The 12855-nt window shown below is 61.9% G+C and carries 12 protein-coding genes; 1 reads left to right on the top strand and 11 read right to left on the bottom strand.

The features are described from left to right. Window positions 1-37: 37 nt before the first annotated feature. The 6 genes from WN982_RS37860 to badH form a co-directional block, all read right to left on the bottom strand. A complete protein-coding gene (locus WN982_RS37860) occupies window positions 38-1210 on the bottom strand; it encodes an acyl-CoA dehydrogenase family protein (protein WP_341317080.1) in 1173 nt (390 codons plus the stop codon). A gap of 37 nt (window positions 1211-1247) precedes the next feature. Continuing rightward, window positions 1248-2024 carry an enoyl-CoA hydratase gene (locus WN982_RS37865; protein WP_341317081.1) on the bottom strand — a complete coding sequence of 259 codons (777 nt, stop codon included), beginning with the start codon at window positions 2022-2024 and terminating at the stop codon, window positions 1248-1250. Window positions 2025-2125: 101 nt separating this feature from the next. Beyond that, the gene (gene aliA, locus WN982_RS37870; protein WP_341317082.1) at window positions 2126-3784 is read right to left on the bottom strand and encodes a cyclohexanecarboxylate-CoA ligase; all 1659 of its coding nucleotides are present in this window, start codon (window positions 3782-3784) and stop codon (window positions 2126-2128) included. Between the two features lie 44 nt (window positions 3785-3828). After that, complete coding sequence (aliB, locus tag WN982_RS37875) at window positions 3829-4980, bottom strand: cyclohexanecarboxyl-CoA dehydrogenase (RefSeq protein WP_341317083.1); 1152 nt, start codon at window positions 4978-4980, stop codon at window positions 3829-3831. Window positions 4981-5057: 77 nt separating this feature from the next. Then, on the bottom strand, window positions 5058-5840 hold the full coding sequence (badI, locus tag WN982_RS37880) for a 2-ketocyclohexanecarboxyl-CoA hydrolase (RefSeq protein ID WP_341317084.1): 783 nt from the start codon (window positions 5838-5840) through the stop codon (window positions 5058-5060). A gap of 26 nt (window positions 5841-5866) precedes the next feature. Beyond that, a complete protein-coding gene (gene badH / locus WN982_RS37885; RefSeq protein WP_341317085.1) occupies window positions 5867-6634 on the bottom strand; it encodes a 2-hydroxycyclohexanecarboxyl-CoA dehydrogenase in 768 nt (255 codons plus the stop codon). A gap of 171 nt (window positions 6635-6805) precedes the next feature. Between badH and WN982_RS37890 the strand changes: the two genes are divergently transcribed. Further along, window positions 6806-7279 carry a MarR family transcriptional regulator gene (locus tag WN982_RS37890; protein ID WP_341319557.1) on the top strand — a complete coding sequence of 158 codons (474 nt, stop codon included), beginning with the start codon at window positions 6806-6808 and terminating at the stop codon, window positions 7277-7279. A gap of 586 nt (window positions 7280-7865) precedes the next feature. On the opposite strand, the gene WN982_RS37895 is transcribed toward WN982_RS37890, so the two are convergent. From WN982_RS37895 to WN982_RS37915, 5 genes are all read right to left on the bottom strand, one after another. Beyond that, window positions 7866-8285, bottom strand: coding sequence for a MaoC family dehydratase (locus WN982_RS37895; RefSeq protein ID WP_341317086.1), 420 nt, complete (start codon window positions 8283-8285; stop codon window positions 7866-7868). Then, window positions 8282-8743 (bottom strand): MaoC family dehydratase N-terminal domain-containing protein, encoded by a 462-nt coding sequence (locus WN982_RS37900; protein WP_341317087.1) that lies wholly within the window; start codon window positions 8741-8743, stop codon window positions 8282-8284. Before WN982_RS37900 ends, WN982_RS37895 begins: the two co-directional genes overlap by 4 nt. 34 nt (window positions 8744-8777) lie before the next feature. Then, window positions 8778-10778, bottom strand: a complete 2001-nt coding sequence (locus WN982_RS37905) for an acetoacetate--CoA ligase (RefSeq protein WP_341317088.1) — start codon at window positions 10776-10778, stop codon at window positions 8778-8780. A 58-nt stretch (window positions 10779-10836) separates the two neighbouring features. Further along, entirely contained in the window at window positions 10837-10995 is a 159-nt protein-coding gene (locus WN982_RS37910) for a hypothetical protein (RefSeq protein WP_341317089.1), read from the bottom strand. Between the two features lie 68 nt (window positions 10996-11063). Continuing rightward, on the bottom strand, window positions 11064-12464 hold the full coding sequence (locus tag WN982_RS37915) for a GntP family permease (protein WP_341317090.1): 1401 nt from the start codon (window positions 12462-12464) through the stop codon (window positions 11064-11066). Window positions 12465-12855: the final 391 nt, after the last annotated feature.

Consider the following 12855-nt stretch of genomic DNA (forward strand, 5'->3'; position numbering starts at 1 on the left):
AAAGGAACGGCTGGCCGGCGACCGGCCCGGCGTCTGCTCAGTCGCGTCGCATCAGCTCGCGGCCGATGATGATCTGCTGGATCTGCGTGGTACCTTCGTAAAGGCGCAACAGCCGCACGTCACGATAGAAACGTTCAACCTTGTATTCGTTGATGTAGCCGGCTCCGCCATGCACCTGCACACCGCGATCGGCCACCCGCCCGACCATCTCGGTGCAGAACATCTTGGCGCATGACGCACGCATGCTGACATCCGGATCGCTCTGGCCGGCCGGCTTCGCGTCGTATCGCAGCGCACAGTCCTGCACCATTGACCACCCTGCGTACAACTCCGCTTGACTATCCGCCAGCATGGCCTGTACAAGCTGGAAGTCGCCAATACGCTGACCGAACTGCCTGCGTTCCTTTGCATACGCGACCGACTCCTGAAGCACGCGCTGCGCGACGCCACAAGCCAGCGCCGACACATGCAGGCGCCCCCGGTCGAGCACTTTCATCGCCGTCTTGAAACCCTTGCCGGGCTCGCCGCCGATGATGTTCGCAGCCGGCACCCGCACGTTGTCCAGAACCACATCGCAGGTTTTGGTGCCGCGCTGCCCCATCTTTTTATCGGGCTTGCCGAGGCTCAGACCAGGCAGACTGGAAGGCACGATGAAGGCCGAGATCCCGTTGGCACCCTCGCCATCCGTGCGCGCCATCAGCGTGAAGGCGCCGGCGCGAGGCGCGTTAGTGATGAAGCGTTTCGTACCGTTGAGGACGTAATAGTCACCGCCGGCGTCCTTGACCCGTTCGCCACGCATCCTGATCGCCGCCGCGTCCGACCCCGCGTCGGGCTCGGTCAAGGCGAACGACATGATCAGATCGCCGCTGGCCACGCGTGGCAGAACCTCGCGCTTCTGCGCTTCGGTACCGTCCATCAGGATGCCTTGCGAGCCGATGCCCACGTTGGTGCCGAACACCGAACGGAACGCCAGGGCGGTCTGTCCCAACTCATAGGCCACAGCACATTCCTGCGCCATCGACAGGCCGATGCCGCCGTACTCCTCCGGGATCGACAGGCCGAACAGCCCCATCGCCTTCATGTCCTCGACGATGTCGGCCGGCACATCGTCGAGTTCTTCGACCGTGTCCTCGGCGGGGACCAGCCGCTCACGAATGAAGCGCTGAACAGAAGCCAGCAGAAGGTCGAATGATTCGTTATCAAGAGCCATGTGTGTTCCCTAAAATGTCGATGCGCAGAATCAGGTCTCAGCGGTGCTGGAACACCGGTTTGCGTTTGTCGAGGAAGGCTGTCATGCCTTCTCGCGCGTCAACGCTCGCAAAGCGGGCATGCAGTTGGCGGCGCTCGAACAGGACGCCCTCGGATAGCGACGATTCGTAGGCGCGGTTGACCGATTCCTTGATCGCCATCAGCGCAGGCAACGAGTAGCTGGCGATGGTCGCAGCCAGCGCCATGCTTTCGTCAAGCAAGGCTTCGGCCGCCACCACGCGCGAAACCAGACCGCTACGCTCGGCTTCCGCGGCGTCGATGGTGCGTCCACTCAGACACATGTCCATTGCCTTGGCCTTGCCGACAGCGCGCGGCAGCCGCTGCGTTCCGCCGGCACCCGGCAACATCGCCAGCTTCACTTCGGGCAGAGCGAAGCGGGCACTATCGGCGGCAATGACGATGTCGCAGGCCAGGGCGAGTTCGCATCCGCCGCCCATGGCAAAGCCCGCGACCGCTGCGATCACCGGCTTGCGCACACGGCGGATAGTCTCCCAGTTACGGGTGATGAAATCGCTCCTGTACACGTCCATGTAGGACCAGCCCGCCATCGCGGCGATGTCAGCCCCCGCCGCGAAGGCCTTCGCGTTGCCGGTAATGACGATGGCGCCGATACCGTCGTCGGCATCGAAGCTCAGCAGCGCAACGCCTAACGCGTCCATCAGCGCGTCGTTAAGGGCATTCATCTGTGCTGGCCGGTTCAGCGTGATGACGCCGACCCGATCCACCGTTTCAACGACGACCGGTTGCTCCTGCATGGTTCCTGCTCCCTGTTTGATTCAGTCAAAATGATGCTGATGCGCTCGTTCAGCGCGGATGGGCCAGTCTCGCGTCGGGACTTTCAGGCTGCGCTCTGGCTTCAGCCGTCCGTGTCGCGCAGCGTGTCGCGCAGCTTGAACTTCTGAACCTTTCCAGACGGCGTGGTGGGCAAACTGTCGCGTACGATCACCCGTTCCGGGATGTATTGCACGGCGACCTTGTGCGACTTCAGGAAGTCGACGATGGCTGGCAAATCAACGTGTTCGCCTGTCCTGGGGACGACGACGGCGCAGGCGCGCTCACCGAGGCGCTCGTCCGGGTAGGCCACGATGGCCACCGCGGCAATCGCCGGATGGCGGTACAGCAGCGCCTCGATCTCGACGACGGGAATGTTCTCGCCGCCGCGAATGATCACGTCCTTGCTGCGACCGCTGATACGGATGTAACCGCCCTCGTCAATGTGCGCGAGGTCGCCGGTATCGAGCCAACCCTCCGCGTCGGTCGCGTTCAGATGGGCGCGGTTCAGATAACCGCCGAAGTTCGAGCAGGAGCGCACCAGCAGGCGCCCGATTGAACCAGCGGGTAACGGCGCATCGTTTTCGTCGACCACCCGCACCTCGACCCCCGGCAGCGGACAGCCGTCGGTCGTGAACGCACGCTCGTCGTCGTCATCGAGCTTCGTTAGCGTGACCGCGCCAAGCTCGGTCATGCCCCAGGCCGAAACGATCTTGGCGCCGATCGCCTTGCGCGCATGTTCGACCAGTGGCCCGGGAATCGGCGCGCCTGCACACAGGAAGGTGCGCAGCGTGGAGACTGCCTGCCCGCTCTCGATCACCGCGTTGGCGAGATCGGTCAGAAACGCGGTCGACGCCATGGTGAAGCTCACGCGCTGGCTTTGGATCAGCTCGATCGCCGCCTTCGGCTGCCATATATCCTGCAGCACGGCTGTGGCGCGCAGCATGATCGGCATCATCAGGCCGTACATGAAACCAGTCTGATGTGCCATGGGCGAAGCCATCAGGACCACGTCGTCCCGGCCCAGGCGCATCGCTTCGGCGTAGGGAACAATGTTTGACATCAACGTGTTGGACGAATGCATCACGCCCTTGGGCTCGCCGGTCGTGCCTGACGTGTAAAGGAGTTGTGTGATTTCGTCGGGGCCGGGGCGGTGGCGGCTCAGGATCGCCTGTGCATCGGGGTCCAGTTCCCATTTCGGGCCGCTCAGCAGCGCCTCGAAGCTGTTGACACTGGGTTGGCTATCCGTTTCACCGCCAACCACCACGACATGCTGCAGATCCGGCAACGCTGTCTTCAGTCCGTCGGCCATCTGCTCGAAGTCGAATCCGCGAAACAGCCTGGGAACGATGAATACCTTGCTGCGGCTGTGGTTGAGCATGAACGACAGTTCGCGTTCACGGAAAATATGCATCAACGGATTCAGGACCGCGCCGATCCGCGAGCAGGCGAGATACGTCAGCGTGAACTGCCACCAGTTGGGCAACTGCAACGATACAACGTCGTTGCGACCGACACCGAGACGCGTGAGCCCCACCGCGATGCGGTCGGTCATCGTCGCCATCTCGCGGTAGGTAAAACATGTGGTCGTGCCGTCTTCCACCTGCCGCGCTGTGAGCGCAGTCTTGTCAGGGCACTCGGCCACACACGCGTCGAGATCATCGTTGATGGTGCGATCGTGCCACAGCCCACCCGCGATGCTCGCCGCGCGCCGCGGCGGGATCAGAACGGCGTTGAACTCCATGTCGTATCTCCGTTGATATTTTGTGCCTGCATGTGCATTCGGCTTTATGCCGGAACGGCGCCACGTCCCGCGCGGGTGCGCGCGATGATCGTCTTCATGATCTGGGCGGTGCCGTCACCGATCTGGAAACCCAGCACGTCGCGCAGGCGCTGCTCCATCGGCCCGCGATCGTAGCCGCCGTGCCCGAACGACAGCAGACACTGATGCACCACGTCGTAGGCGAGTTTCGGGCCCCACCACTTGCACATCGCGGCCTCTGCCGTATGGGGCAGGCCGCGATCTTTCAACCAGAGCGTCTGCAGGCAGAGGAGCCGCGCGGCTTCGACCTGAGTCTCGAAGTCAGCGAGCGGGTGCGACACCCCCTGAAACGCCGACAGCGGCTTGCCAAACGCCTCGCGCTGGGCCACATACTCCCAGGTCTCCTCCAGGCTGACCTTTGCAACAGCGAGCACCTGCAGGCCGATAAGCGCACGTGAGAAATCAAAGCCCTGCATCACTTGCACGAAACCCTGTCCTTCGTCCCCAAGCAGGTGATCGACCGGCACGCGTACGTTCTCGAAGAAGATCGATCCGCGGCCAATCGCGCGCTGGCCATGACAGTTGAAACGGTTGCGCGTAATGCCGGGCAGATCCATCGGCACCAGCACCGCCGAGACGCCGCGTGCCCCCGCTTCGATCGAGCCCGTGCGGGCGAACACGACTGCCGCATCAGCCTGGTCGGCAGCGGAAATCGAGGTCTTCTCGCCATCGAGCACGTAGTGATCGCCCACGCGCTCCATGCGCAGACGCAGGTTTGCGGCATCGGACCCGCCTCGCGGCTCGGTCAGCGCGATCGCGAGGAGCGCGCGGCCCTGTGTCAGGCGCTCAAGCCAGGGCTTCGCAATCTCGGGCGCGGCGTGATGCGCGAGAATCTGGCCATTCAGCGAAGCCAGCAGATTGATGTACGACAGGCTCAGGTCCGCACGGGCGATTTCTTCGTGGATGACGCCCGCAGCGAGGCACCCGAGTCCCTGACCACCATACTCTTCGGGCAGTTCGGGCGCGATGAAACCCATCTGGCCCATCTCGAGCATGAGATCGCGATCGAGCGTGCGCGTCGTGTCCCGCTCCTCGAAGCCGGGCGCGACGCGCCCTTGCGCAAAGCGCCGGGCGTGTTCGCCGAGCGCGACGAGGTCTTCATCAAGATAGGGGTTCATGGTGTCTCCAGGATGGGGCGGATTTCGGGCGCGCTGCAATAGCGCGCCAGAGGAAATCCTTTATGTGCGATCGGGCGTTACTTCGCGTACTTACGGAACTCAGGTTTGCGCTTTTCCTGGAACGCCCTGACCCCTTCGCGCGACTCTTCCGTGTCGTAGTACAGCTTGAGTGCGTACATGCCCATGCCCGCGATACCCGCCTGGTGCGCGGTGTCCATGTTGAAGGAGCGCTTGGCGATCGCAATCGCGGTCGGGCTCTTCTCCATAATTTCGTCGCACCACTTCTGCACTTCAGCGTCGAGTTGCTCATGTGGCACGACCGCGTTGACGAGGCCCATTGCCAGCGCTTCGGCGGCCGGATAGCGGCGGCACAGATACCAGATCTCACGCGCCTTCTTCTCGCCGACCACCCGTGCGAGAAAAGCCGTGCCGTAGCCCGGATCGACCGAGCCGACCTTCGGGCCCGCCTGCGCGAAGACAGCCTTCTCGGAAGCGATCGTGAAGTCGCAGATCGTGCACAGCACGTTGCCGCCGCCGACCGCGAAACCCTGCACGCGCGCGATCACAGGCTTGGGTACATCGCGGATCGCGGCGTGTAGTTCTTCCATCGGCAGGCCGATGGTGCCGCGGCCATCGTATTGTCCTTCATGGGCCGACTGGTCGCCGCCCGTGCAAAAGGCCCGGTCACCCGCGCCGGCCAGCACGATGACGCCGATCTCGCGCGAATAGCCCGCCTTGTTGATGGCGTGGATCAGCTCGTCGCAGGTCCGTCCGCGAAAGGCGTTCATCCGGTCCGGCCGGTTGATCGTGATCCATGCCGCGCCGTTGCGTACTTCGTAGAGGATGTCTTCGTAGTTCATGATGAGTTCCTTGCAGATAATTGGGGTCAGCCGGCCATCGTCAGGCCGCCGGACACGCTGAGCACCTGTCCCGTGATGAAACCGGCGTCGTCGCTGGCGAAGAAGACAATCGCGCCTGGTAGATCGTCGGGCTGCCCGATGCGGCCCAGCGGGATCGAGCGCTGGAACGCGTCCATCAGCTTCTCGGGATTGCCCGCGCCTTCCTTGTATTCGGCGAACAGCGCCGTGTCGGTCGGACCCGGGCACACAACGTTGACTGTGATGCCGTGACGGGCATGCTCGCGGGCAATGGTCTTGGAAAACGACACGAGGCCGCCCTTGCAGGCTGCGTACACTGCCTCGCCAGACGAGCCGACCCGCGCCGCGTCGGAGGCAATGTTGACGATGCGGCCCGCCTTGCGCTGCGCCATGCCCGGCAGCACCGCGTGATGCATATGCAGCGCACCGGTCAGGTTGATCGCGATCAGGCGCTCCCACTGGGCCGGCTCAGTCTTCGTGAACGGCTTGAACACATCCCAGCCGGCGTTATTCACCAGCACGTCGATGGGGCCGAGCTTCGCTTCGGTGGCCACCACCGCCGCATCCACCTCGGCGCGGTTCGTGATATCGCAGCGGATGGCTTCGGCGACGCCGCCCGAGGCGCGAATCTCGCCGGCGACTTTTTCAGCTGCTTCCAGCGAACGATCCAGCACCGAGACGCGCGCGCCTTCCGCCGCGAAACGGCGGCACGTCGCCCCGCCGATCCCACCACCGCCGCCGGTCACGATCACCGTCTTGCCTTCGAGTCTTTGCACAGTCTTCTCCGTCAGTTGTCAGGGGTACTATTACGCCTTGATGCGACGCCGTTTGCGCCACCCATATACGTCAACATATTTACGTATAATAGTGAGGCAGCACGTCGAAAACAAGAACAACCTTATTGGGAGAATCCCTTGGTATCGAGTAAATCAGACATCGGAATCAAGTTGGAGCTGGCTAATCGACTGTTCTTTCGCCTGTATCAATGCGCAAACATGTTGCATAAAACAGGGACCAAGGCAGTGGAGGCGGAGGGGCTGACGACGCAGCAGTGGGCAGTTCTCGGCGCGCTCTCGCGGCCGGACGCGGAAGGCGGAATAAGCGTCGGAGATCTGGCTCGTTATCTGATGGTGAGCCGGCAAAACCTGTCCGGACTCGTCAGCCGCATGGAGCGCGACGGGCACCTGACCAGCGCCGCAGATGGACGGGACCGTCGTTCGAAACTGATTACGATGACGGAGTCAGGGCGAAGGCTCTGGATTCGCGAGGCGACGCCCAAGATCCACGACTACTATCAGCAGGTGCTAGAGGATTTTTCGATCGATGATGTCACTCATACGCTGCATTACTTGCTCAAGCTTCTGGACAACATGAAGCGCCTGGACGACGCAACCCGGGCGGAGACCGGTGAGGAGGACTGATCCATCCCTTCGGACACCCGCAGCGAGGGTCAGCGGGCGGCGGCTTCGTAAGCGCGACAGGAAGCACCGTGTTCTGCTCGCGTACACGCGTCAACCCTGCGCCCGAAACATCGCCCTGTCGTTCCATCTCGGCTCGCGTCTCTGCGCCCGCGCGCACGCGGGCAGAAACGCATAAAAAAGTCCAGGCCATCAAGGCCGGCGGGTCGTTCCGTCCATGCCCGGTTGGCGCCGCGGGAGGCCGGAACCGCAGGCCGACGGGGCGCTGTATTGCGGGAACTGTCGCAGCAAGGGTCGCGGTCTGCTCGACCAGGCGCTGCGTGACGGCCGCGAGCCCCGAACTGCCGCGCTAGTTTGGTCGACGCATTCAGGTGACCGGGAAGCACGAATACAGCCGCTGGACGGACTGCGAACGCAGGACCGGACAGCGGCACCGATGCGCCCAGTCCTGCATCAGGAGCCGTGCTATCCACACTCGGGCTTTAGAGAGGCCGACTTTTTAACCCGAGACCGCTCCCGGAGTGAGGTCGTTCGGCATCGTAGGCTGGATTTGAACTCAAAAGTTTTTTGAGGGGAATCGTGATGGCGGTCAATCCAATGCCACCACGGCCGAGCCGCTGAGCTTGAGCTCGCCGCACTGGTTGTGCACCGTCAATTCGAGTGCCACGCGCTTTTCCCCGTCCTCGACGAATTTGTCGGTGACCTTGGCTTGACAACGGACCTCGTCGCCGACGTGCGTGATTGCGACGAAGCGCACGCCCATTCGGCGCATGGCCCCCTGGTTGACCCAGTGGATCAGAACGCGGGCCAGGTAGGCCATAGACAGCATGCCGTGCGCAAAGACATCTGGCATACCCACCTTGCGGGCGAAGTCAATATCGATGTGCAGGGGGTTGTAGTCGGACGAGGCACCCGCGTAATGGCCCAAGGTGTGCCGGCTGATCGGCCCCTCGGCCAGACCGGGCAAGGCGTCACCGATCTGGACGGCGTCGAAGCGTAAGGTTTTCATCGCAGTCCTCCCAGCGTGGGGTTGCGGACCACCATAACGGTGCGCAGGTCCGCCACGGGCGCCCCGTCGCTCCTTTTGACCCGTGTTTCCCAAACCAGAAAACCCAAGGCCCCCTCCCTCTTCTCGTAGAGGTCGACGATTCGCGGCTTAAAGCGTAGCGTGTCGCCAGCAAAGGCCAGCCGGTGGTAGGTGAAGTGCTGCTCGCCATGCAGGACGCGCGCGTATTCGATCCCGAGCCGTTCATAGACCTCCATTGGATTAGGTGCCTCCATTTCCAGGCAAAACAGGAACGTCGGTGGAATGGGCAACGACGGGTGGCCGGCGGCACGCGCTGCTGTTTCGTCCGAATAAACCAGATCGTCCTGACCGGTTGCAATAGCGAAGGCACGCAGGCGGCCACGCTCAACCTGCACACAGAACGGTTTCAACTCCGTGCCTATATATCGTGTGTCGAACATGGCTCCTCGCATCAAATGAATGCCAACATGATCGTCATCTCTCAAGACCATGGATGTCGAGCGTCTTAGCGTACTCGACAAAGAAGTCCAGGCTGCGCGGGTTCTGCATCGTGTCGGGGTTGGCGACCTTGGCCGCCTCCATGCCCAGCAGCAGCTTGCGCACCGGGACTTCCATCTTCTTGCCACTGAGGGTCCGGGGAATCTCTCTCACCTGGACAACCGCGTCCGGCACATGCCGGCCTGAGGCCTTGGTGCGGATTTGCTGCCTGATGCGTTCGCTCAGCGCCTCGTCCAGTTCGATTCCGGGCTGCAACACCACGAACAGAGGCATGAACGAAGGCCGCCCAAGGTACTCCAGATCGATCACAAGGCTGTCGCGCACTTCGTTCAACTCCTCGACGACGCGGTAGATTTCAGCCGTCCCGATCCGGATGCCGGAGCGGTTGATCGTGCTGTCGGAGCGGCCGTAAATGACTGAACTGCCGGAGGATGTGAAACGTATCCAATCGCCTTGGCGCCACACCCCCGGGTACATTTCGAAATAGCTATCGCGGTAACGGCGCCCGTCGGGGTCGTTCCAGAAATACAGCGGCATGGAAGGCATTGGCTGGGTGATCACCAGTTCGCCCACCTCATCAACCACGGCTTGTCCCGCCTCATTGAACGCATAGGCCGCCACTCCCAACTCCGGACACTGGATTTCACCCGCGCGCACCGGCAGCGTGGGGGCACACGCGACGAAACAGGAAGCGATGTCGGTACCGCCACTGACTGAGGCGAGCCACACGTCGGGCTTCACGTCCCGGTAGATCCACTCGAACGCATCGACCGGCAACGGTGACCCGGTCGAGAGGATGGTGCGCAGCTTTTTGAGCGGTGCATAGTCTCGTGGCCGTAAGCCGTCTTTCTTGTTGCCTATGAGGACCGCTGCACCCGTGCCAAACACGGCCACCTCCTGCTCGTCCATGAAACGCCACAGCGCGTTTCCGTCGGGCCAGGACGGGTGTCCGTCATAGAGGACGATCGAGGCGCCGGTCACCAAGGCACCCACCAGCAGGTTCCAAACGGTCCACGCCGTGCTGCCCAGGAAAAGTAGGCGGTCACCCGGCCGGAGGTCGTTTTGCAGCCCCATTTCCTTGAGATGAGTCAGCAGGATGCCGCCGTGACCATGTACCATGGCCTTAGGCAACCCCGTGGTTCCCGACGAGTACAGGATCCATAGGGGGTGATCAAAGGGAAGCCGCTCGTAACGGGGAGCGGCATCGTTGGCGATGACAGCATCCCAGCGAAAGCGGTCGCGCCAGCCGACCAGCCGTTCGCAGTCCAGCGGGCCGGCCACCTGCACCACATGCTCGACACTGGGCAATTCGGCCAATAACTCCTCGACCACCTTGAGACGATCGTGTTGCTTGCCGTTGTAGCTATAGCTGTCAATGGCGAAGAGCACCTTGGCCTCGATCTGGCGCAGACGGTCCAGGACCACCGGTGCACCCATGTCGGGTGCACAACTTGACCAGATGGCTCCGATGCTGGCACATGCCAGGAACGCGATCAAGGTTTCGGGTCGGTTCGGCATGTAGCTGGCTACTCGATCGCCGGGCTGGACACCCCAGTTTCGCAACGTGGCCGCGAGGGCAGAGGTCGATCGCTCCAGATCCGCCCATGATATGTGTTGGAGCGGCACGTCCTCGCTGCGCGCGATCACTGCGGGACGTTCCGGCGTGGCGTTGCGGAACACATGCTCGGCAAAGTTGAGCCGGACATTGGGGAACCATTCCGCTCCTGGCATGGTGCGACGGCCTAGCGCCGGTTCTCGCACGCCGTCGGCGCGTATGTCGAAGAAGTCCCAGATCGATTGCCAGAAACCCTCCAGGTCATCGACGGACCAGCGCCACAGTTCGGCGTAGTCTCGAGCAACGATACCCTTTTCTTCCGAAAGCCAGCGCTGGTACTGCACCAGTCGGCTCGACTGAAGTTGTTCGGTGCCAGGGGTCCACAGGATTTGGGTGGTCTGGGGTATTGTGTCGTTTTGCATGGCAGGCTGGAATCCAAGTTGGAATTCAGTAGTAGAAATCTTCGAGGTGCCGTTCAGATCAGAGCAATTCACGGGCACAATCAGAGTCGAAATGCAGCGGGTTGTAGTCCCCGGAGGCCCCGGCATATACGCCCACGGCATGACGCGCCATGGGACCCACGATCAATCCTGGCAAGGCGTCACCCACCTGAACGTCATTAAAGCTTTCGACTTTCATTCCAGGCTCTCCTGCTTAGACTGGCGGACCACCATGACAGCGTGCGAATCGACCGGCTACCGTTCTCATCAGACCAGACCTGTCGTGTAGTAGACGCCGATCACGAAGACCACCGCGAGCGTCTTGATCAAAGTCACAGCGAAGATTTCGCGATACGATTGGCGGTGCGTCAGGCCGGTAACGGCCAGCAACGTGATCACGGCGCCGTTGTGCGGCAGCGTGTCCATGCCGCCGCTGGCCATCGAGACCAGACGGTGAAGCACTTCCATCGGTATCTGCGCAGCCTGTGCGTTCTTGATCAATAGATCCGATGTAGCGGCAAGCGCGATACTCATGCCGCCCGAAGCGGAACCCGTGATGCCGGCCAATGTGCTGACCGACACCGCAGCGTTCACAAGCGGGTTCGGAATCGTCTTGAGCGCATCGCCTATCACGACGAAGCCGGGGAGCGCCGCGATCACCGCGCCGAAACCGTATTCCGATGCTGTATTCATCGCCGCCAGCAATGCGCCCGCCGCCGCCGTTTTCGTGCCTTCCGCGAAAGCGGCAGCCACGCGCCGAAATGCCGTAAAGATCACAAGCGCAATCCCAAGCATCAGCGCGGCCTCGACTGACCAGATTGCAGTCACGGTCTTGATCGACGTCATCACTGGGACATGCACCCCGGGAAGAACTTGCGGCGCCACGGTGTACGACGCGCCATACCAGGCCGGAATCCACTTTGTGAACAGAAAGTTCGCGACGCCCACCAATACGAGCGGCATGATCGCGAGCAAAGGATTGGGCAGTGCATCGGCGGCGACGCGTTCCGGTTCGTTCACGAGCGAGTTGCCGTAGCCTTCGCCTTTCGCCATGACGCTTCGGCGGCGCCATTCGAGATAGGCCAGGCCAACCACGATCATGAAGATGGAACCGATCGTACCCAATGTGGGCGCGGCCCAACCGGTGGTCTTGAAGAAAGTGGCTGGAATGATGTTCTGAATCTGCGGCGTGCCGGGCAGCGAATCCATCGTGAACGAGAACGAGCCGAGCGCGATCACGCCGGGCATCAGCCTTTTCGGAATGTTGCTCTGGCGATAGAGTTCAGCCGCGAACGGATAGACCGCGAACACGACGACAAACACCGAGACCCCGCCGTATGTAAGAAGCGCGCACACCACGACGATCACCACGTTTGCACGTGAGCGGCCGATATACCGAATCGCGGCGGCCACGATGGCCGCGGCGAAGCCCGACATCTCGATCACCTTGCCGAACAAGGCTCCGAGCAGGAATACCGGGAAATAGAGTTTCACGAACCCCACCATCTTCTCCATGAAGATGCCAGAGAACACCGGGGCAACGGCTGCGGGCTCGGTCAGCAGCACGGCTGCCAGCGCGGCGATTGGCGCGAACAGAATTACGCTGTAGCCACGATACGCGGCCAACATCAGAAACGCCAATGCAGCAAGAGCAATAAGCAAGGTCATACACGTCTCCACTCCTGACTATTTAAGAAACCTCGACCCCGCAACTCCTTTGACTTTCAGGTACCGTGCTTTCCCCAACTTTGGCCACATGCCAATCGATTGCCGTGTGAGAGCCCGTAGCCTGTCAATCCGCGACTACGTGAAAACTGCCTGAGCATTACCGCACGCTGCCAAGACGCATCCACCGATCCATCACGGAGCTATCCACGGCGTCCACATGTCGCGACACCACGCTGAGCAGGTCGAGGTCCATACGCGTCAATATATTTACCTATATTAGGTTGATCGCACAGCGAAAACAAGAACAACCTTATCGGGATAATCCCGCGGCATTGGCCAAATCAGACTCATTATCCGAATTTCAACCGCCAATCGACTGTTCCGCCCCCGT

The sequence above is a fragment of the Paraburkholderia sp. IMGN_8 genome (assembly GCF_038050405.1).
Classification (GTDB): domain Bacteria; phylum Pseudomonadota; class Gammaproteobacteria; order Burkholderiales; family Burkholderiaceae; genus Paraburkholderia.